Source organism: Plastoroseomonas hellenica (assembly GCF_018129085.1).
In the GTDB taxonomy this organism is placed as follows: domain Bacteria; phylum Pseudomonadota; class Alphaproteobacteria; order Acetobacterales; family Acetobacteraceae; genus Plastoroseomonas; species Plastoroseomonas hellenica.
The window spans coordinates 39,580-59,699 of sequence record NZ_JAAGBB010000033.1 but is presented as its reverse complement, the minus strand read 5'-3'; the positions used below and the strand labels follow the sequence as shown (position 1 = coordinate 59,699).

At 71.4% G+C, this 20,120-nt stretch carries 20 protein-coding genes and 1 pseudogene; 10 read left to right on the top strand and 11 right to left on the bottom strand.

The window, feature by feature from the left end; all coding sequences use genetic code 11:
- Positions 1–29: 29 nt before the first annotated feature.
- A complete protein-coding gene (locus tag GXW71_RS23545; protein WP_211855132.1) occupies positions 30–2,882 on the top strand; it encodes an AsmA family protein in 2,853 nt (950 codons plus the stop codon).
- Between the two features lie 64 nt (positions 2,883–2,946).
- A pseudogene (locus GXW71_RS34950) lies at positions 2,947–3,540 on the top strand (Hint domain-containing protein); the annotation flags it as partial.
- 747 nt (positions 3,541–4,287) lie between these two features.
- On the opposite strand, the gene GXW71_RS23540 reads toward GXW71_RS34950, so the two are convergent.
- Both GXW71_RS23540 and GXW71_RS23535 read right to left on the bottom strand, forming a co-directional pair.
- Entirely contained in the window at positions 4,288–4,539 is a 252-nt protein-coding gene (locus GXW71_RS23540) for a ribbon-helix-helix domain-containing protein (protein WP_211855131.1), read from the bottom strand.
- 166 nt (positions 4,540–4,705) lie between these two features.
- On the bottom strand, positions 4,706–6,112 hold the full coding sequence (locus GXW71_RS23535; protein ID WP_211855130.1) for a class II fumarate hydratase: 1,407 nt from the start codon (positions 6,110–6,112) through the stop codon (positions 4,706–4,708).
- A gap of 95 nt (positions 6,113–6,207) precedes the next feature.
- On the opposite strand from GXW71_RS23535, the gene GXW71_RS23530 reads away from it, so the two are divergent.
- A complete protein-coding gene (locus GXW71_RS23530; protein WP_211855129.1) occupies positions 6,208–6,612 on the top strand; it encodes a DUF4332 domain-containing protein in 405 nt (134 codons plus the stop codon).
- A gap of 177 nt (positions 6,613–6,789) precedes the next feature.
- On the opposite strand, the gene GXW71_RS23525 is transcribed toward GXW71_RS23530, so the two are convergent.
- Positions 6,790–7,188: a VOC family protein gene (locus GXW71_RS23525; protein WP_211855128.1), complete on the bottom strand. Its 399-nt coding sequence runs from the start codon at positions 7,186–7,188 to the stop codon at positions 6,790–6,792.
- 92 nt (positions 7,189–7,280) lie between these two features.
- Between GXW71_RS23525 and GXW71_RS23520 the strand changes: the two genes are divergently transcribed.
- A complete protein-coding gene (locus tag GXW71_RS23520; RefSeq protein ID WP_246526825.1) occupies positions 7,281–7,637 on the top strand; it encodes a DUF952 domain-containing protein in 357 nt (118 codons plus the stop codon).
- Between the two features lie 7 nt (positions 7,638–7,644).
- Here the strand turns inward: GXW71_RS23520 and GXW71_RS23515 are convergent, their stop codons facing one another.
- Both GXW71_RS23515 and GXW71_RS23510 read right to left on the bottom strand, forming a co-directional pair.
- Positions 7,645–8,247, bottom strand: coding sequence for a class I SAM-dependent methyltransferase (locus GXW71_RS23515; RefSeq protein WP_211855127.1), 603 nt, complete (start codon positions 8,245–8,247; stop codon positions 7,645–7,647).
- 107 nt (positions 8,248–8,354) lie between these two features.
- Positions 8,355–9,257 carry a DMT family transporter gene (locus GXW71_RS23510; protein ID WP_211855126.1) on the bottom strand — a complete coding sequence of 301 codons (903 nt, stop codon included), beginning with the start codon at positions 9,255–9,257 and terminating at the stop codon, positions 8,355–8,357.
- Between the two features lie 169 nt (positions 9,258–9,426).
- Here GXW71_RS23510 and GXW71_RS23505 point away from each other — a divergent pair, with 169 nt between their 5' ends.
- On the top strand, positions 9,427–10,485 hold the full coding sequence (locus GXW71_RS23505; protein ID WP_211855125.1) for a quinone-dependent dihydroorotate dehydrogenase: 1,059 nt from the start codon (positions 9,427–9,429) through the stop codon (positions 10,483–10,485).
- The gene (locus GXW71_RS23500; RefSeq protein ID WP_211855124.1) at positions 10,485–11,348 is read left to right on the top strand and encodes a TIGR01459 family HAD-type hydrolase; all 864 of its coding nucleotides are present in this window, start codon (positions 10,485–10,487) and stop codon (positions 11,346–11,348) included. The genes GXW71_RS23505 and GXW71_RS23500 overlap by 1 nt, the downstream gene beginning before the upstream one ends.
- Before the next feature lie 245 nt (positions 11,349–11,593).
- Here GXW71_RS23500 and GXW71_RS23495 read toward each other — a convergent pair whose 3' ends face one another.
- Positions 11,594–12,202: a YqgE/AlgH family protein gene (locus tag GXW71_RS23495; RefSeq protein WP_211855123.1), complete on the bottom strand. Its 609-nt coding sequence runs from the start codon at positions 12,200–12,202 to the stop codon at positions 11,594–11,596.
- A 146-nt stretch (positions 12,203–12,348) separates the two neighbouring features.
- On the opposite strand from GXW71_RS23495, the gene GXW71_RS23490 reads away from it, so the two are divergent.
- Both GXW71_RS23490 and GXW71_RS23485 read left to right on the top strand, forming a co-directional pair.
- Positions 12,349–12,831, top strand: a complete 483-nt coding sequence (locus GXW71_RS23490) for a peroxiredoxin (protein WP_211855122.1) — start codon at positions 12,349–12,351, stop codon at positions 12,829–12,831.
- On the top strand, positions 12,831–13,100 hold the full coding sequence (locus GXW71_RS23485; protein ID WP_211855121.1) for a hypothetical protein: 270 nt from the start codon (positions 12,831–12,833) through the stop codon (positions 13,098–13,100). The genes GXW71_RS23490 and GXW71_RS23485 overlap by 1 nt, the downstream gene beginning before the upstream one ends.
- A 213-nt stretch (positions 13,101–13,313) precedes the next feature.
- Here GXW71_RS23485 and GXW71_RS23480 read toward each other — a convergent pair whose 3' ends face one another.
- Both GXW71_RS23480 and GXW71_RS23475 read right to left on the bottom strand, forming a co-directional pair.
- The gene (locus GXW71_RS23480; RefSeq protein ID WP_211855120.1) at positions 13,314–14,549 is read right to left on the bottom strand and encodes an MFS transporter; all 1,236 of its coding nucleotides are present in this window, start codon (positions 14,547–14,549) and stop codon (positions 13,314–13,316) included.
- A 49-nt stretch (positions 14,550–14,598) separates the two neighbouring features.
- Complete coding sequence (locus tag GXW71_RS23475) at positions 14,599–14,751, bottom strand: hypothetical protein (protein WP_211855119.1); 153 nt, start codon at positions 14,749–14,751, stop codon at positions 14,599–14,601.
- Positions 14,752–14,943: 192 nt separating this feature from the next.
- Between GXW71_RS23475 and GXW71_RS35255 the strand changes: the two genes are divergently transcribed.
- Positions 14,944–15,534, top strand: a complete 591-nt coding sequence (locus GXW71_RS35255; protein WP_211855118.1) for a LysR family transcriptional regulator — start codon at positions 14,944–14,946, stop codon at positions 15,532–15,534.
- A gap of 185 nt (positions 15,535–15,719) precedes the next feature.
- On the opposite strand, the gene GXW71_RS23465 is transcribed toward GXW71_RS35255, so the two are convergent.
- The 3 genes from GXW71_RS23465 to GXW71_RS23455 are packed head-to-tail and all read right to left on the bottom strand — an operon-like array spanning position 15,720 to position 18,587.
- The gene (locus GXW71_RS23465) at positions 15,720–17,138 is read right to left on the bottom strand and encodes an aspartate aminotransferase family protein (protein ID WP_246526824.1); all 1,419 of its coding nucleotides are present in this window, start codon (positions 17,136–17,138) and stop codon (positions 15,720–15,722) included.
- Between the two features lie 46 nt (positions 17,139–17,184).
- On the bottom strand, positions 17,185–17,847 hold the full coding sequence (locus tag GXW71_RS23460; protein ID WP_367617355.1) for a GNAT family N-acetyltransferase: 663 nt from the start codon (positions 17,845–17,847) through the stop codon (positions 17,185–17,187).
- A gap of 35 nt (positions 17,848–17,882) precedes the next feature.
- On the bottom strand, positions 17,883–18,587 hold the full coding sequence (locus tag GXW71_RS23455) for a pyridoxamine 5'-phosphate oxidase family protein (RefSeq protein ID WP_367617354.1): 705 nt from the start codon (positions 18,585–18,587) through the stop codon (positions 17,883–17,885).
- A gap of 77 nt (positions 18,588–18,664) precedes the next feature.
- Between GXW71_RS23455 and pdxR the strand changes: the two genes are divergently transcribed.
- Positions 18,665–20,083, top strand: a complete 1,419-nt coding sequence (pdxR, locus tag GXW71_RS23450; protein WP_211855117.1) for a MocR-like pyridoxine biosynthesis transcription factor PdxR — start codon at positions 18,665–18,667, stop codon at positions 20,081–20,083.
- Positions 20,084–20,120: the final 37 nt, after the last annotated feature.

Below are 20,120 nucleotides of genomic sequence, written 5' to 3'. Positions count from 1 at the left end.
GCCATTCCCAAACGGGCTCTGACCGGCCGATGACGCGAAGCCGCGCGGCGATCGCCGTCTCCTGCATTCTCGGCATCCTCGCCCTGATCGGCGCCGGCCTCTGGTTTGGCCCGATGGCGGTGGATTGGGAGGCGCAGCGCGGGCGGCTCGCGTCCCTCGCGGCGCGGGAGCTTGGCCGTCCGGTCTCCCTCGACGGCCCGGTGCGATTGACGCTGCTGCCCCGCCCGATGGTGGAGGCGAGCGGCGTCGTGGTCGGCGGCGAGGCCGGGGGCATCGGCGTCACCGCCCGGGCGCTGCGCCTGACGCTCAACCTGCCGGCGCTGCTGCTGGCGCGGCTGGAGCCGCGCGAGGTGGTGCTGGTCGGCGCCGAGATCCGTCTGCCCTGGCCGCCCGGCAATGCCCCGGCGCTGCGGCCGCCACCCTGGTTGACCGGCTTCGCCGCCCGCATCGAGGATGGCCGCATCGTCGTCGGCGACACGGTGCTGAACGACGTCGCGGCGCGGCTTACCGCCGGTGGCCCGCTGGACGCGGTGCGGGCGGAGGGCCGCTTTGCCTGGCGCGGCCAGGCCATGGATTTCCATGCGGTGGTCGGTCGCCCTGGTTTCGATGGCATAGCGACCCTGGACCTCACCCTCGCGGCCGGTGGCGCCACCGGCCGCGCACGCGGCGTGCTGGTGGAGGATGGCGGCTTCGAGGGGCGTGTCGAGGCATTCGGCCCCGATCTCTCGGCGCTGCTGCCGACGCCCGCCATGGGGTTCCGCGCCAATGGCCGGCTGACCGTGAGCGCGGAGCTGCTGGCGGCCGATGACCTCACCATCGATCTCGGCGGCGCGCCCGCGCGCGGCGCGCTGACCTTGCGCCTGGCGCCGGCGCCGCGCCTCGACGTCGCGCTCTCGGCGGCGCGGCTCGACCTCGATGCCTGGACCGCTGCGCTGCGCGGCGCCGGCAGGCCGTTGATGCCGACTGCGATCGATCTCTCCGCGGAGGCCGCCAGCTTCCGCGGCATCACGCTGCGCCGCCTGCGCGGGGGCATCTTCCGGGAGGGGGAGCGCGTCACGTTCTCCGACGTCGCGGCCGTACTGCCGGGGGAGATGGAGATCGAGCTGGCCGGCGCCTCGGCCGGCACGCGGCTGGAACTGGCGCTGCGCTTCGCGGGCCCGGATCTGCGCGCCACCCTCGCGAGTTTCGGCCTGCCGGTGGAGGGTGTGCAGCCGGAGCGGCTGCGCGCCACCGAGGGCCGGGCGCGGCTGGTGCTGGAGGAGACGCAGCTCGCGGTGCCTGAAATGGGCGCCACGGTCGACGGCGCCAGGCTGACGGGCGGCGGTGTCTGGCGCTTCGGCGCGCGGCCTTCGCTCGGCATCGGCGTCGCCATCGACATGCTCGATCTCGACGGGCTGGTGCCGCAATGGCCGGACTGGCCGGTAGCCGCGACGAAGCTCGGCGGCGCCGACGTCAATCTCCGCTTCGCAGCGGACGCATTGACGCTGCGCGGCCAGCGCGTGGAGCGCGCCGCGGTGGATGCGGCGCTGGAAGGCGGGCGGCTGGCGGTGCGGCGACTGTCCGGGCGCGCCGCCGGGGCCGACCTCGCCTTCTCCGGTACTGCGACGCTCGCGGCGACACCACGCTTTTCGGACTTGTCGCTGGAGGTGGTGGCCAGCTCTGCGCGCGGGCTCTTCGACCTGCTGCCGCCCGGCTGGCAGCCGGAGGCGGGGCTCGCCGAGCAGCCGCTCGCGCTGCGCGTCGCCGGCGGCGGCCCGGCCGAGGCCCTGGCGCTCAGGGCCGAGGGTGAGTTGGCGGAGCTGCGCATCGAATCCCAGGCGACGCTCGACACCGGCGCGCGCCGGGTCCAGGGCGCGCTGACGCTGCGCCATCCCGGCGCACCGCGCCTGCTCTCGGCCCTGTGGCAGGGGCGGGACATGAGCTGGGTCGGAGAGGGGTCGTTCTCGCTGATCACCAGCCTGCTGGTCGGTCCCGCCGGCGCGACGGCTGAGAATTTCGAGCTCGTCGCCGGTTTGCTCCGGACCCGTGGCGCGTTGACCTTGGCGCTTGGGGCCGAACGCCCGCGCCTCGCCGGGCGGCTGACGTCGGAGCGCCTGCCACTGCCCGATCCGCCCTGGCGCAGCACGGAGCCGCTCGGCCTCGCGGCACTCGGCGGCATCGATGCGGAGATCGCGCTCGCCGCGCAGCGGATCGAGATGCCGGACCTGCCGCCGATCGAGGATGCGAAGGCGGCGCTGCGCCTCACCGGTGGCACCCTCGATATCACCGGCCTCGAGGCGCGGGTCTCGGGCGGCGCGCTCGGGGGAGAGGTGTCGATCGCGACGCCACCCGGCGCCGCGCCGCGCGCGCGCCTGTCGCTCCGCCTGTCCGGCGCTTCCGTGACCGGGCCTTTGCTGGGCCTGCCGATCGACGTGACCTCGGGCCTCACCGAGGCCGAACTGGCGCTGGAGGCGGAAGGCCACAGCCCGGCGGCGCTCGCTGCCAGCCTGTCGGGCAGCCTGCGGCTCGGCGTCCGCGACGGCGCGCTGGCCGGGCTCGACCTCAGTGCCCTGCAGGCGGCGGCCGGCGTGGTGGAGCCCGAGCCCGGGCTGCGCCGCGCGCTGGACGGCGGCGTGACCGGCTTCGAACGGCTCGACCTGGCGGCCGCCATCGATGGCGGGGTGGCGCGGATCGCGCAGGCGGCCCTGGCGGGCCCCGCCGGGCCCGCGGCGGCGTCCGGCCAGGTGGATCTGGCACGAGGGACGCTGGACGTCGCGATCACCGCCCGCCCGGGTGCGGCCGAGGCGCCGGAGGTGGCGCTCAGGCTCCAGGGTCTGCTGGCCGATCCGCAGCGGGTGGTGGAACTCGCGGATTGGGCGCGTTGGCGTGCAATGCAACAATAACGAGATACGTCAAAGCGTTGCGCAACAATGATGCGTTTTGGGTGACACCGGACAAACGTTCCACATGTACGTGGCGGAATTTCGCTTCATGCCGATTGTCCGGCGTGGCAGCGCCTTGGTATATGCCAAGACACCGAACATCAGTCTGATGGCTCCACTTGGCTCGGTTCCCGATGCGGCGTCTTGGCGCAGGGGGGCTGGACCGGTGACCGCCCGTCGGAGGTGCCCGACCATGATGCCTGCCGGCGAGCAGCCCATGCTCTGCTTCACGCCCGATACGCGCATCGCGACCCCGCGCGGGGAGGTTCGCATGCGCGACCTTCGCGTCGGCGACCTCGTGCTGTGCCACGGCTTCGGTGGACCGGCACAGCCGATCAAATGGATCGGCAAGGTGCAGGCGGAGATCGCGCGTCATCCGCGGCCGGAGAAGGTGCGCCCGATCCTCATCAAGGCCGGTGCGCTCGCCGATGGCGTGCCGATGCGCGACCTGCGCGTCTCGCCCGACCATGCGATCCTGCTCGGCTGCGTGCTGGTGCCGGCGCGGTTGCTGCTGAACGGCGCGACCATCGTGCAGGAGCATGGCTGGCCGAGCATCGTCTACTACCACTTCGAATTGCCGCGCCACGCGGTGGTGACGGCCGATGGAGCCCCCGCGGAGAGCTGGCTCGACGATGGCAGGCGGGCCCAGTTCAGCAATGCCGGCGTCGCCGTGCGCTTCGTCGATTTCGAGGGCGGTTGCGTCAGCCGCGGCCTGACCTGCTTCCCGATGCTGCGTGACGAGCGCATCACGGCACCGCTGCGCGCCAGCCTGGCCGCGCGGGCGCGCGACCTCGGCTATCAGGAGGTCACCGATCCGGATCTGCGGCTGATGATCGGCGACTTCGCGCTCAAGAGCCAGCATGCCGGCCCAGGCCGCTTTGTCTTCCGCCTCACCGCCGAAGCGGCGTCGATCGCGCAGCGGCAGGGCATGCGCCTCACCTCCCGCCTGTCCACCGAGACCTCGGCGCAGGGGCGCCTGCTCGGGGCGGCGATTTCCGGGCTGGTGCTGCGCATCGGCCGCACCGCCGTGAACATCGGTGCCGGCGACCAGCGGCTGCGCGGCGTGCGCGGCCTCAGCGCGCCGGAAGCCCCGCCGCCCGGCGTGCGCGGCGGCCTGCGCCGCTGGATGGACGGCGTCGCGCGGCTGCCGGCCGCCCTGCTGTCCGGCCTTCCGCCCATGCCGCCCAATGCGGCGAACAGCCCGGTGCTCGAGATCGAGGTGGTGCTGTCGCCGCAGGATCCGTTCTGGCTGCAGGCCGAGGCCGGCCCGCCGGAGGCACCGCGCAAGCGGCGCAATGGGCGCCGCGGCAAGGACCTGCTGCCGGAGCCCGTCCTGCCGCCGCCCATCGCGCTGCGCGCGCGGGAGCTAGCGCCGGACGACAACCCCTTCCGCGTGCTGCCGCCCGAGAGCCTGGTCCAGGGCGAAGAGACGGAGGGCGCTGGCGAGCGGCGGCGCACCATCGGCGGCGCGGCCCGCATCCACCTCGGCAACAAGCGCCGCAAGGCTGAGCCCGCGCTCGCCGGCAACCTGCTCCAGCAGGCGCCAGAAAGCCGGCTCCAGAGCGACTGATGTACGATGACCGGCCAGCGCGAAGCTACGCTTCTTTAAATATTGCATGCCTCAAGCGCCGGCGCGCGCATCCGCGCGCTTGGCTTGCGCGCGGTCGGGTGCGCGCCCGGCGCGACTGATGGTCGCGCGCGGGGCCGCATTCGCGGCCCCGGAGCATCGGCTTCGCCTTGCTCCGCTGGAACGGATGGCGGCCTGCGGCCGCGTCGGCATTACGCTATCCTTCGAGCGTCGCGCCGGGCGTGACCATGTCTTCCGGGCGGACCCAGCGGTCGAAGTCTTCGGGTGAGACGTGGCCGAGACGGGTTGCGGCTTCCTTCAGGGTGATGTCGTCCTTCAGCGCCAGCTTGCCGATCGCGACCGCCTTGTCGTAGCCGATGCGCGGATTGAGCGCGGTCACCAGCATCAGCGACTTCTGCACATTCTCGGCGATCCGGCGCCGGTTCGGCTCGAGCTTGGCGATCATGTTCGCGGCGAAGCTCTCGGACGCATCGGCCAGCAGGGTCGCGGATTGCAGCACCGCCTGGATGATCACCGGCTTGAAGACATTGAGCTGCAGGTGCCCCTGCGCGCCCGCGACCGTCACCGTCATGTGGTTCCCGATCACCTGCGCGCAGACCATGGTCAGCGCCTCGCTCTGCGTCGGATTGGTCTTGCCCGGCATGATCGAGGAGGAGAGGCCGTCGGCCGGGATGACGAATTCCGAAAGACCGGCGCGCGGCCCGCTGCCGAGCAGGCGGACATCATTGGCGATCTTGTTGAGCGAGACCGCGACGACGTTCATCTGACCGGAGAGCTCGACCAGCGCGTCATGCGCGCCCATGCCCTCGAAAGGATTGTCGCTTGCGGTGAAGGGCAGGCCGGTGCGTTCCGCGACAAGCTCGGCGAAGACGCGCGCGAAATCCGGATGGCGGTTGAGGCCGGTGCCGGCGGCCGTGCCGCCCTGTGCCAGCGGCATCAGACGCACCATCGCCTCCCGCAGGCGTTCGGCGCCGAGCGCTGCCTGGCGCGCCCAGGCACCCACCTCCTGCCCGAGCGTCACCGGCACCGCGTCCATCAGATGGGTGCGGCCGATCTTCACGATATCGGCCCATTCCGCCGCACGAGCTTCCAGCGCGGCGGCGAGGGTCTGCAGCGCCGGGATGGTCCGCTCCGTCACCACCTGCGCCGCAGCGATGTGCATGATGGCCGGGAAATTGTCGTTGGAGGACTGGCCGCGGTTGACGTGGTCGTTCGGATGCACGGGCTTGCGGGTGCCGAGCGGCTGGCCCAGCAATTCATTGGCGCGGTTCGAGATGACCTCGTTCGCGTTCATGTTGGTCTGGGTGCCGCTGCCGGTCTGCCAGACGGGCAGCGGGAAATCCGCGTCGCGCTTCCCGGCGGCGATCTCCTCGGCGGCCTGCTTGATCGGCTCGGCGACTTCGCCGGGCAGCTCGCCGAGCCGCCGGTTGGCTTCCGCGGCGGCCCATTTGTGCAGGCCGACGGCGCGGATCAGCGCCGGCGGGAAACGCTCCGAGCCGATCCGGAACAGGCGGCGCGCCCGTTCGGTTTGCGGGCCCCAGTAGCGGTCCGCCGGGATGTCGATGCTGCCAAGGCTGTCCGTTTCGGTGCGGGTATCAGTCATGTGAAGAGTTCCGTCTCCGGTCCGATCTGGCTGGCGGCGCCGGGGCGCTTGCGGCTAGCGTCTTCGCATCCGAAGGGATGCGGGGGACTAGAGACATGGCGTACCCGATCGAGAAGATCGAGGGTATCGGTCCGGCTTTCGGCGAGAAATTGCGTGCCGCCGGGATCAAGGACACCGCGGCGCTGCTGGAGCGCGCGGCGACGCCGAAAGGCCGCGCCACGCTGGCCGAGGCGGCCGGCATCGCGCCGAAGCTGATCCTGGAATTCGCCAACCGCGCCGACTTGATGCGCGTGAAGGGCATCGGCGAGGAATACGCCGATCTGCTGGAAGCGGCGGGCGTCGACACCGTGCCGGAGCTCGCGCAGCGCAAGCCGGAGAACCTTCTGGCGACGATCGAAAAGAGCGACGCCGCCAAGCGCGTGCGCCGGCTGCCCAACCTGACCGATGTGAAGGCCTGGATTGAAGCCGCGAAGATGATGCCGCGCGCGCTGGACTACTAAAACAAGGTCGCCCAAGCCCGCGGCCGCAGGCCGCCCCTGGTTTCTGCCGAGCGAGGCGAAGCCGATGCTCCGGGGCCGCGAATGCGGCCCCGCGCGCGACCGACCGATGTCGCCGGTGCAACCTGACAGCGCGCAAGCCAAGGGCGCGGATGCGCCCGCCGGCGCTTGAGGTCCTACTTAATCCTGATAACTACTGATCTCGATCAGGTTGCCGTCGGGGTCGCGGCAATAGACGGAGCGGATCGGCCCGAGCGCGCCGTCCTTCACCACCGGCCCTTCGGCGATGGTGACGCCGCACTGTATCAGGTGCTCGGCCACCTGCTCGGCGGCGACGGTGACGATGAAGCAGAGATCCTGGCTGCCGGGCGCCGGCGCCACGCCGGACCACCATTCCTCCTGGCTGGCGCTCTCGGGCCGCAGATTGATCTTCTGCCCGCCGAAGGCCAGCGCCGTGCGCTTGTGCGGGCCGAATTCCGTCACTTCCATGCCCAGGACCCGCTGGTACCAGGAGGCGGAGGTGGCGACGTCGCGGCAGGTGATGACGAGGTGGTCGAGGCGGTCGACGGCGAAGCGCATGGCGGGCGTGTCTCCGGTTTGAATCCGGCATAAACGGCAGCGGCGCGGCTGTCACGCATGTCGCTGTTGCAGGGCAGGGAAGGGGTTCGGCTTTGGACCAGGCGATCTACACCATGGTGCGCACCGCCGACTGGGCGGAAGCGGAGCGGCTCGGCCACTACGCCGGCAGCGCCGATGACCGCCGCGACGGCTTCCTGCATTTCTCGGCAGCCGACCAGCTTCGCGCCAGCGCCGCCAGGCACCGCGCCGGAGAGCGTGATCTGCTGTTGGTCGCTGCCGATCCCGCCGCCCTCGGCGACGCGCTGCGCTTCGAGCCGACGGCGGCCGGGAAGCGGCCCGGCCTCTTCCCGCACCTCTACGGCGTGCTGCCGCTGGCGGCGGTGCGGAGTGTCACGCCGCTGCCGCTCGGCCCGGACGGGCTGCATGTCTTCCCGACGGAGATCCCCTGATCCCGGCTCAGTTAAGGGAGGTCGCCGGCTGCCGCCGAGTAATGCGGTAGACTGCGGCCGGCGGCAGGTTGCGGATCGTGCGTCCGACATGGGTGGCCTTGAGCCCCAGCCGGTCGAGCAGCCGAAGCGGGACCGGGCAGCGTGGCGTATAGGTGAACTGGTAGAAGGCGCCGCCCGGACGCAGGTAGCGGAAGGCACCCACCAGGATATGGGCGACCTTCCGGATCGGCATCGACAGCACCGGCAGGCCGCTGACGACCGCCGCTACCGGCGCACCGTCGAACAGGGATTGCCGCCCCACCTGCGCTGCGTCCATGCGCAGCACCCGTGCCAGGGGGAAGCGCGCCTCCAGCACCGCGACGAATTCCACGCCGTATTCGACCAGCGTCAGGTCGCTTTCGCTGACACCCCGGTTCAGCAGCGCCCGGGTGAAGGCGCCGGTGCCCGGGCCGAGTTCCAGGATCGGGCCGAGGCCCGGCGTGATCTCCTGCGTCATCACCCGCGCCAGGGCGCTGCCCGACGGCGCGATGGCGGCGACCTGCAGCGGGCTGGCCAGCCAGGATCGGAAGAACCGACCGAAATCGGAGGAGCATGTCCCGGCTGATGTCATGGGGATTCCCGCGGCTGTCGCGGCATCTCCGGCCGCATTGGCTGTCCAGCCGCGCCAAATCGCCCGGCAGGGGCCGATATGTGCCCGTTCGGGGATAGCGCAACGTTTCAAAGCGTAAGCTGGCGTGCCTTGGATGAAGGTGGCGCCTGCCGGGCCGTCGCCCTGGCGACGCTGCGCGCCCTTTCGCTGGCGATGCAGGCGGCGACGACGATCGCGGCGCCGGCCAGCGTCGCGAGCGCCGGCAACCGGCCCCAGAGCGCCAGGTCGAAGCCCAGCGCGAAGAGCAGCGCCGTATATTCGAAAGGTGCCAGCCGCGCCGCATTGGCGTGGCGGAAGGCGAGGGACATCGCGAGCATCGCCGCCCCCGCCACCACCCCGTTCAGCGCCAGCAGCAGCATGTCGCGCGGCGTGGGCGCCACCCATTCCGCGGCGGCGAAGGGCAGGGTCGCCACCAGCCCGAGCAGGCTCGGCCACAGAATGACCGCGGCGAGCCCCTGCTCCTCCCTGAGCCGCCGGTTCACCGTCATGATGACCGCGTAGCAGGCGGCACCGAAGCCGGCCCAGGCGTAGCCCTGCCAATGCCCGCCGGCGCCGATCGAGGGGGCGATGGCGACCGCGACGCCGGCGAAGCCGATCGCCGTCCAGCCCCAGGCGCGGGCTGGCATCGGCTCGCCCAGGGCAAGTGCGGCGAGGCCCAGCATCATAAAGGGAGCCGTGAAATGCACGAGATAGGCCTCGGCCATCGACATCTCGCGCATCGCCAGGAAGAAGCCCGCCGCCGAGCCCAGCATCGCCACGGCGCGGATCGCGTGCAGCGCCGGATGCGCGGTGGTCATCGTGCCGCCGGCGCCTGGCCGCAGCGCGCGAAGCCCGAGCACCAGCAGAAGCAGCACGGCATGGCGGATGCCGAGCACCTGGCCCGCGCCATAGGCGCCGGCCAGCAGCTTGCTGTTGGCATCCAGCACCGACCAGAGGCCGATGGCCGTGAGTAGCCAGGCGGGGCCTCGCAACAGCCCGCTCCTTTATATGGTCCGTGTGACTCAAGGGACCGTGCGGGCATGGCGGCGGCGGAGGGCTGGCGCCATGCCCATGCGGTCTCCCCGGTTCTGGCTGCCTCCCGCCGCCGCGTCAACGCGGGGGCTTTCGCGCGCAGGCCGGCTCGGGCACAAGCGGCGCGCCATGACCCCTGCCATCGCCTCCGCCCTCATGCCGCTGATCCGCGGCCTCGATGCCGAGACCGCGCATGGCCTGGCGCTGAAGGCGCTGGCGATGGGCCTCGCCGGCCGCGATGCCCGGCCCGACGACCCGCGCCTCGCGACCCAGGCCTTGGGTCTGCGGTTCGCCAATCCGCTCGGGCTCGCCGCCGGCTTCGACAAGGATGCGGTCGCGGTGCTGCCGCTGATGCGCTTGGGCTTCGGCTTCGTGGAGGCCGGCACCGTCACACCCCGCCCGCAGGCGGGCAACCCGCGCCCACGCCTGTTCCGCCTGCCGGAGGACCACGCGGTCATCAACCGCATGGGTTTCAACAATGGCGGGCTCGATGCCTATGCCGCGAGGCTCGCCGCACTGCCCCGGGCGTTGCCGGCGGTGTTCGGCGCCAATATCGGGATCAACAAGGACGGTGCCGACCCCGAGCGCGATTATCCCGCGCTCTATGCCGCGGTGGCGCCGTATGCGGACTACGTGACGGTCAACATCTCCTCTCCCAATACGCCGGGCCTGCGCGACCTGCAGGGCGAGGAGCGGCTGGCCGCGATCCTCGATGCCATCGCCGCGACCCGCGCCGGCCTGCCGCGCACGCCACCGGTGCTGGTGAAGATCGCGCCGGACCTCGCGGAGGATGCGCTGGCGCCGATCGTCCATGCCTGCCTGGCGCGTGGCGTCGCCGGCATCATCGTCTCGAACACCACCATCGCCCGCCCGGCCTCGCTGCAGGGCGCCGCGAAGGCCGAAGCGGGCGGGCTCTCCGGCACGCCGCTGCTGGCGCCTTCGACCGAGGTGCTGCGCCAGGTCGCGCGCATCGCGCGCGGGCGGCTGGTGCTGATCGGCGTGGGCGGCGTCGCGAGCGGCGCAGATGCGCTGGCGAAGATCAAGGCCGGCGCCGCGCTGGTACAACTCTATACCGGCTTTGCCTATGGCGGTCCGGCGCTGGTGCGCCGGATCAAGGATGATCTCGCGGCGCTGCTGGCGCGCGAGGGTTTTGCCAGTGTCGCCGATGCGGTCGGCGTGGAGGCGTGATGAAGATCCTGGACGGCATCGCTGACATCGCGGAGCACTACGACGCCTATGTGCTCGACCTCTGGGGCGTGATCCATGACGGGCGCGCACCCTATCCCGGTGTGCTCGAGGCGCTCGCGAAGCTGCGTGAACGCGGCAAGCGGGTGGTGTTCCTGACCAATGCGCCGCGCCGCGCCTGGTTCATCGACGGCATGCTGGAACGGATGGGCGTGGCGCGCGGCCTCTATGACGAGACCATGTCCTCGGGCGAGGCCTCCTGGCGGATGCTGCGCGACCGCAAGCACCCGTTCTTCGCGGGGTTCGGCCGTCGCGCCTTCCATATCGGGCCGGAGCGCGATCTCTCGGTGGTGGAGGAGGGCGTGGCGGAGATCGTGCCCACTCCGGAAGAGGCTGAGTTCCTGCTCAACACCGGGCCGGAGGCGGAGGTGCATGGCGCGACCTCGGCCGAGCCCTATCGCCCGATCCTGGAGCGCTGCCTGGCGCAGCGCCTGCCGATGGTTTGCGTCAACCCCGACCGCGCCGTGATGGTGGCTGGCCAGCGGCTGATTTGTGCCGGCGCGCTGGCCGATATCTATCTGGAAGTCGGCGGCCAGGTGATCGAGATCGGCAAACCCGATCCGGCCGTCTATGGCCCGGTGCTGGAGGCGCTCGGCAACCCGCCGCGCGAGCGGGTGCTCGCCATCGGCGATACCCCGCACACCGATCTCGCCGGCGCCAAGGCGATCGGCGTCGACTGCCTCTGGGCCATGACCGGCCTCGCCGGCGACACCCACGGCCCGAACCCCGACCCCCAGGTGCTGGCCCAGGAAGCGGCACACCACGACGTCACCCCGCTGGCGGCGCTGCGCTCCTTCCGCTGGTAGCCAAGAAACCGGCCAAACCACGCCAACCAAGCGCCCGGCGGCCGCACCCTCCTTCGCCGAGGCTTCGGAGGGCGAGGACCGCGCGGCCGCAGGCCGCCACCGGAAAGGCCGGACTGCGAGGCGTCAGCCGATGCAGGCCGAGGTCGCGAATGCGGCCCGCGCGCGACCATCAGCCGCGCCAGGTGCGCCCTGACAGCGCGCAAGCCAAGCGCGCGGACGCGCGCGCCGGCGCCTGAGGCCAAACATCAGGCGTGGCCTGCCACGCCTGAAAGCAAGATCGGGTCGATACGGAGCTTGGCCAGCGCCCGGCGCCACAAGGCGGCGTGGTCGCCATCGAAGAGCAGGTCGGCGTCGGCCGGCACGTTCAGCCAGGCATTGCGCTGGATCTCGTCCTCGAGCTGCCCCGGCGCCCAGCCGGCATAGCCAAGGGCCAGCAGGCCCTGGCGCGGGCCACCGCCTTCGGCGATCGCCTTCAGGATATCGACGCTGGCGGTCAGCGCGACCTCGCCCGCCACCGGCAGGCTGGTGTCCGCGGACCAGTCGGTGCTGTGCAGCACGAAGCCGCGACCGGCATCGACGGGCCCGCCGGTGACCATGCGGATGCGCCGTTGCGGCGGCACCGGCTTGAGGTCGAGCTGGTCCAGAAGGGTGTCGAAGCTCAGCCCCTCGATCGGCTGGTTCAGCACGATGCCCATCGCCCCTTCCGCGGAATGCGCGCAGAGGCAGATCACCGCCTGGGCGAAACGCGGGTCGGACATGCCGGGCATGGCGACCAGGAGCTGGCCGGTGAGCCAGGGCTCGCCCTGCGGCGCTCCGAGAGGCTTGGGAAGGGCGGCGGGGCTGCGTCTGGGCATGATCAAGACATGGATTGGGTGAAGGCGGGGCGCAAGTCACCAGGCCCGGCGGGACGGCAAGGTGACAGCCACCCCGGGTTCAGCCTAAACCTCGGCAGGAGGGAGACGCCGCGACTGCATCGTGGCCCCCAGGGGAGATTTCGAGCATGGCCATCCAGGTCGGGGACAAGATCCCCTCCGTCACCTTGATGCAGGCGACTGCCGAGGGGCCGAAGGAGATCACGACGGACGCGCTGTTCGCGGGCAAGACCGTGGTGCTCTTCGGAGTGCCCGGGGCCTTCACGCCCACCTGCTCGGCCAAGCACCTGCCCGGCTTCGTGGTCAATGTCGATGCGCTGAAGGCGAAGGGCGTCGACACCATCGCCTGCGTCGCCGTCAACGACGCCTTTGTGATGGGCGCCTGGGCCAAGGACCAGGGCATCACCGACCAGGTGGTGATGCTGGCCGACGGCTCCGCCAAGCTGGCGCAGGCGCTGGGGCTGGAGCTCGATCTGACGGCGCGTGGCCTCGGCATCCGCAACCAGCGCTTCGCCCTGGTCGCCAAGGACGGCGTGGTGACGCATGTCGGCGTCGAGCAACCGGGTGGCTTCGAGGTGTCCAAGGCCGAAGCGGTCCTGGCCGCTCTGTGATGGGCCCCGAGGCCTTCGCCCGCTTCGCCTGGCAAGCGGGCACGGTCTTCGCGCTGCGTAGCTGGGATCTGACCCAGAACCCTGCCGAGGCGAGCTTTCGCCTCTCCGAGATGGTGATCGAGAAGCAGCGCGCCTTCACGGAAGGTGCGGTTGCCGCCTGGTGGGAGGCCATGCTGGGCAGCCGGCCGGACATCGTCGCCGCTGCGGCGCTGCGCCCGACGCGGCGCCAAGTGTCGGCGAACCATCGGAGTTTGACGAAGATCGGGTAAGCCGGCGCCGGGCGCCGGCCGCGTTTTTCTTGTCCTCAAACGCCGGCGGCCGCATCCGCGGCCTTGGCTTTCGCGCTGTCAGGGCAGCATTGGCGGCGGCTGATGGTCGCGCGCGGGCCGCATTCGCGGCCTCGGCCTGCATCGGCTGACGCCTCGCAGTCCGGCCTTCCGGGGGCGGCCTACGGCCGCGAGGGAGAATTGTCCGGTTGGCGCTCAGGCGATCGCCGGCTGGCGGCGCCGGCGGCCCGCCAGTCGGGTCGCCAGCCACAGCACCAGCGCCACCTGGATCAGGTTCGCGCCGATGCCGACGGCGAAGGCGCCGCGATAGCTGCCCCAGGCGTCGTACAGTGCGCCGCCGAGCCAGGCGCCGGTCGCCATGCCGGAGAGGCTCACCAGCAGCAGGACCGGCACCCGCCAATGCGCCTGGGACGCCGGGAACAGCTCCCGGATCGCCAGCACATAGGCCGGCACGATGCCGCCGAAGCCGAGCCCGTAGAGGATCGAGACCAGGAACAGCCCGGCCTCGTCCTGGGTCGCCAGGAAGCCGGTCATGGCCGCAGTCTGGCAGACGCCGCCGATCAGCACCGCATGCAGCCCGCCGATGCGGTCGGCGACCCAGCCCCAGAATTGCCGGCTGACGAAGGCGGCGGCGAGCAGCAGCGAGAGCATCAGCGCGCCCCGCGAGGTGGCGATGCCGAGATCGCCGCAGAAGGCCACCAAGTGTGCGGCCGGCATCGCCATCGGGATGCAGCAGAGGAAGGAGGCCGCGGCGATCAACCCCTGCGCCAGGTTGGGCGACAGGCCGAGCACCTTCTGCCCAAGGGGCGGCCCAGCCGCCAGGCTGCCGGCGAGCGCCGCCGGCGGCACCCGGCGCAGCGCCCAGGCGGCGAGCGGGACGATCGCCGCGGCCGCGCAGAGGCCGAACGCCACCATGCTGCGCTGCCAGCCCCAGGCCGCGATCATGCGCTCGAAGATCGAAGGCCAGAGCGTGCCTGCGATGTACTGACCGGAGGAGACCAGGGCGAGCGCGGTGCCGCGCCTGCGGTCGAAGAACAGCGAGGCATGCGTCATCATCGGCGCGAAGAGCGCACCGGTGCCGAACATGCCGATGAACACCGCATGCGCCAACAGGAGCTGCCAGGCGCCGCCGGCGGTGGCCAGCGCGAGCCCGACCGCGATCGTGACACCCCCCAGCATGGCGATGCGCCGCGCGCCGAGCCGCGCGGCAAGCAGCCCCATCAGCACGCCGCCGGCGCCGGAGCCGAGATAGGCGAGGGAGGAGGCGAGGGCCGGGATGCCGCGCTGCCCGCCCATTGCTTCCGCGATCGGCGCCAGCCCGACCACCACCATCAGCGGCGCACCATAGGCGATGCCCATGATGATGGTGATGCTCCAGGCGACGACCCAGGATGCGTGTGTCTCGATGCTCGGTGCCGTCTCGCTTGACATGACGTTTCCCCGTGCCGCACCGCGTGGGGCGTGATGCGGCGATGTTGTGCTATCTCATCTGCAGTATGCGGATCGCGGCGCGCAGCGCATCCGCGATGCCGGACACCTCCGCCTCGCCGTGGGTCGAGGACAGCGGGCCGCCCATGATGCCGAACACGACCGCCGCGGCCGCCCACCCAAGCCAGCCTGGGCGACCCTCCATCCGAGCGGCAGAGCAACCTCACCGATGCCGACGGCTCCCCGATGCGCATGCACTGCTGCGTGATCTCGTCCTGAAGGTGATCGGTGCGCGCGTTGTCCCGCACGCCCGGGCCCCGCTCAACCGATTGTTTCTGATTGCCTGGAAGAGTTTTTCTATTCTGAAGCAGCCACCTGCATGCTCGGACCCGCGCCCATGAGCTATCGCCTGCCGCCCCTGAACGGATTGCGCGCCTTCGAGGCCGCCGGCCGCCACCTGAGCTTCAAGGCCGCCGCGACGGAACTCTCCGTCACGCCCGGTGCTGTCAGCCAGCAGGTGAAGCACCTGGAACAGGCGCTCGGCGTGCCCCTGTTCCAGCGCCTGCACCGCAGCCTGATCCTCACCGCGCAGGGCGAGGCCCTGCTGCCGGAGGTGGCGGACGCCTTCGAACGCCTGTCGGAGGCCAGCGACACGGTCGCGAAGGCTCTGAAGACGAAGCCGCTCCGCCTTGGCATCTCGCCGGTCCTGAGTGACGAGCCCAACCACCTGCTCGCCCGTCTCGCCGGCACGAAGCGCCCGCCCGATTATGTGCGGGCGGTGGCGACCGACGATGTGGCCGATCTTCTCGCCGGCCGCCTCGATGCCCTGCTCCGTCCGGGCCCCGGCCCCTATCCCGGCCTGCATGCCGAAGTGCTGGCGCTCGCGCCCGGCTTCGGAGGCCACAAGAGGGCGTCGCTGGTGGTCTGGCCCGGCCTCGCCCGCTGCCGCGAATTCACCCGCGCGCGGGCGCTCCTGGTGAAGGGCTGAAGCAGGACCGATCCGCTCGCGCCGCCGCGCGCCCTGCCGCGCTCCCATCGCGAACATACGCGGCACTCCACCGCTGCAGGTCCGGTTCCGGCACCTCTCGGACCTGGCGGCGCCCGGTGTCGCGCCGGTTGGCATGGTGTTTCCCCCGTACCGCACCGCGCAGGGCGCGATGCGGTGATGTCGCGCTATGGCATCTCGCCATCCGCGCGCAGCATGCGCACCGCGGCGCGCAGCGCACCAGCCGCCCCCCGCACCTCCGCCTCGCCATGCGTCGAGGAGAGGACGCCACCGATGCGGCCATTGGTGTCGACGCCATGGATCTGCAGCGCCAGGCGCAGCTTTGCGGCGAGGTCCTTCGGCTGGTTCTTCAGCGCCGATGCCGGCATGGCGAGCGGATCGAAGCGCAGCGGATCGATCACCGCGCCCTCCGGGTTCATGAACAGGTGGAAGCCGGAGAAAGTGCCGTAGACTGCCCAGGGCACGCGCTCTTCCGCCAGCACCGCGTTCAGCGCCTGGCGCAGCGTGGCGGCGGTCGCGTTGGCGCGCGCATTGGCGTCGGTGGTCGCGATCACCTCGAGTGCCGCGGTGCCGGCGGCGGCCGAGAGCGGATTGGCGTTGTAGGTGCCCTGATGCGCGATCTTCTCCCGCCCGGCCTTGGCCGTGACGCCGAAATCGAGCAGGGACAGCACGTCCTCGCGCCCTGCGACGGCGCCGCCGGGCAAGCCGCCGGCCAGGATCTTCGCGAAACTCATCAGGTCCGGCGTGACGCCGAGTGCCGCCTGGGCACCGCCGCGCGCGACGCGGAAGCCGGTGACCACCTCGTCCATGATCAGCAGCACGCCGTGCCTCGTCGTCTCCTCGCGCAGCGCGTGCAGGAAGCTCGGCTCGACCGGGACCTGCCCGAAACTGGCGCCGGTCGGCTCGATGATCGCGGCGGCGATGTCGTCGCGCGCCGCCAGCGCGGCGCGCAGCCCCACCAGGTCATTGGCGTCGAGCAGCACGGTCTGTTCAGCGACGCCGGAGAGCACGCCGGGGGTGGGCGTGCCGTCGAAGTGGTTGCTGTAGCCGCCCGCCATATGGTCGTGCCAGCCATGGAAATGGCCGCGGAAGCGCAGCAGCGCGGTCTTGCCGGTGAAGGCGCGGGCGAGGCGCACCGCCATCAGCGTCGCCTCGGTGCCGGAGGAGGTGAAGCGCAGCCGCTCCGCCGCCGGGACCAGGCGCTGCACCGCACGGCCCCAGGCGATCTCGCGCGGGTGGCTGGCGCCGTAATGCGTGCCTTCCGTGGCCGCTTCCGCGACCGCGGCCGCAACCACCGGGTGACGGTGGCCGAGCAGCAGGGAGCCGTGGCCGCCGAAGAAATCGATGTAGGCGTTGCCATCGACATCCCATTTGCGCGGGCCCTCCGCGCGGGTCACGTAGATCCCATAGGGGTACTGGTGGCGGGAATCATGGGTGATGCCGCTGGGGAACAGGTCCGAGGCCTGCTCGGCGAAGGCCGCCGATCCGGGGGTGCGTTCCCGGAACGCCGCCACGATCCGCGAATTGGTCTGCTGGTCCATCGCCACTGCCCACATGCCCTCTGTTGCCGCGTCATCATGCGGCATGGCGGGGATTGCGCCAGGGGGTTATGCCCGGCCAGCCAGAGGGGGGTCAGCCGAAGCTCAGCTTGCTCCGCTGCTGCCCTGCCGCGTCGAAATTCTCCGGCCGCAGCCAGGCCTCGTAGCCCGCCTTCAGGCGCGGCCAGTCGCCGTCGGTCATCGCGAACCAGGTCGTGTCGCGGTTCCGGCCCTTGATCACCATGTGCTGGCGGAACAGGCCTTCGTACTGGAAGCCGAAGCGCTGGGCCGCGCGCTTTGACGGCTCGTTGAGGCTGTTGCACTTCCATTCAAAGCGCCGGTAGCCGAGCGTGTCGAAGACATAGCCGGCAGAGAGGGAGAGCGCCTCGGTGGCAACGCGGCTGCGCGCGATGGCCGGGCCCCACAGGATGTTGCCGATCTCGATCACGCCATGCGCGGGATCGATGCGCATCAGCGCCTGGCGCCCCTCCGCCCGGCCGGTGATCCGGTCGATCACCGCGAAGAACAGGGGATCCGGGCTTGCCGAGGCCTTCTCCATCCAGGGCGCGAAAGCCGCGAGGTCGGCCGGGGCCTCATCCCCGAGATAGCGGAAGCGATCCTCGGCGCCCGGCTTCTGCGCCGAAGCCAGAAGGTCCGCCGTGTGCCGGGCAGGGTCGAGCGGCTCCAGCCGCGCATAGCGGCCTTCCAGGGTGATGCGGTCCGGACGCGGCGCGCCTTTCCAGGCCAGGAGATCCACGGGCAGGGTCCTTCGTGCGGAAGCTCGATCGGCGGTCACCGCAGCCGGCCGGAGCGGATCAATGCCGCCAATGGCTCGGGCAATGCGATGCCATCGGGCACGCCCGGCGCCACCTCGGCGGCAGCCAGGCTGGTCCGCACCGGAAGGACGCCCGCCCAGACGGGAAGCTCGGCTTCCTCGGGATCGCCGGGCGGGCCGTTGCGGACCTTGGCCGTCGCCTCCTCGATCTCCATCCACAGCACCGATGTCGCCTTCAGCTCCTGCGGGGTCATCGGGCGCAGGCTGTCCCAGCGGCCGGGAAAGAAGCTGTCGGTGAAGTATCGCAGCGCCTCCGTCTTCGCCGCGGCATCCTCCACGACGCGCGCGGTGCCGAACACCATGGCGGAGCGGTAGTTGATCGAGTGGTTGAAGGCGGAGCGCGCCAGCACGTAGCCATCCATGATGCTGCAGGTCAGGCAGACGGGCATGTCCTCCGCCGCGCGCAGGAAGCGGCTCGCCGCCGAACCGTGCCAGTAGACGCGGTCACCATGCCGCCAATGCAGGGTGGGCGTCACATAGGGTGCGCCGTCGATGACGTAGCCGACATGGCAGAGCGGCGTGGCGTCCAGCACCGCATGGACATCCGCGCGCGCGTGGCTGCCCCTGGGGTGCATCCGTCGGACGCGGCTGCGTTCGGTCGTCGGGTAATCGGCGGTCAGCGGCGGCTCCATGGCGTGCGTGGCATTCCCTGTCTGCGTCACGCCGATCTTGCGCATCCAAGAGGCAGGGCAGAAACTGCCACTTCCTGCATTTCCGGCAGACCACTTTGCGAGGCGGCATGGCGACCACGCCCCCGGTTTGGCTGACCCTGGACCGGACCGCCGGTGACCTGGAAGGGCAGCTCTACCGGGCATTGCGGGATCGCATCCTGCTTGGGCAGATGCCCGCCGGGCAGCGCCTGCCGCCGACCCGCAGCCTCGCGGCGTCGATCGGCGTCGCGCGTTCCACCGCCGTCGGTGCCTATGAGCGGCTGAAGGCCGAGGGCTACCTGGACTCCCGCATGGGATCGGCGAGCCGCGTCGCTGCGGTCGCGGCGTCGCCCTTGCCGGGGCAGAGCCCGCCGGCGCCGCCCGTCGCACGGGTCTTGGACGAGCCGATCGCCGGCACGGCCTTCGAGCCCGGCGTCCCGGACCTCGCCGCTTTCCCGCATGCTGCCTGGGCGCGCTGCCTGGGCTCACGGGCGCGGGCACTCCGGGTGCATGACCTCGGCTATGGCGCCGCGTGTGGGATCCGGGACCTGCAGGAGGCGATCCTTGACCATGTCGCCGCCACGCGCGGCGTATCGGCCCGCCCCGAACAGGTGCTGATCCTTGCCACCACCGGTGCGGCCATCGATGTGCTGGCCCGCCTGCTGCTGCGCCGCGACGGCGATGTCGCCTGGATGGAGGAGCCCGGCTACCCGACGGCGCAGGCGCTGCTGCGCGCTGCCGGGGCGCGCCTGGTTCCGGTTCCCTGCGACGCGGCAGGGATCGACGTCGCCAGGGCCGCGGGGCCGTCGCCGCGGCTGATCTATGTCACGCCTTCCCATCAATATCCGACGGGCGCGACGATGAGCCTGCAGCGCCGCCTGGCCTTGCTGGACGTCGCCCGGTCCAGCGGCGCCGTCGTGCTGGAAGACGACTATGACAGCGAATTCCAGTACGGCTCGCGCCCGATCGCCGCATTGCAGGGCATCGATCGCAGCGAAGTCGTCGCCTATCTCGGCACCTTCTCGAAGATCCTGACGCCCGGCCTGCGCGTCGCCTATGCGGTCGTGCCGCCTTGGCTGGCGCCGGAGGCCGCGGCGGCGGCGCGGCTGCGCGGGGCGGTGGTGCCCGTCCATGTGCAGGCGGCGCTGGCCGACTTCATCCGCGAGGGGCGCCTGCGCGCCCATCTGCGCCGGATGAATGCGGCCTATGCGGCGCGGATGGCGGCGACAGTGGCGGCGCTGCGCCGCCACTGCGGGCATGTCCTTGAGGTCGGCGAAGGCGCCGGCGGATTGCAGCTCGCCACCTGGTTCCATGATATCAGCATCGATGACAGCGCGGTCGCGGAGGCGCTGAACGCCCATGGCCTGGCGCTGCGGCCGATGTCGCGCTTCCACATCGGGCCGGCACGGCCGGGGCTGCTGTTCGGAATCGCACGCGTCGAACCGCAGGGCGTCGATGCCGCCGCGGAAAGGATCGGGCGTCTCCTCAGCGACCGGGCACGCCGATAACGCCCAGTGCGCCTCGGCAAGGCGCCGATGGAACTCC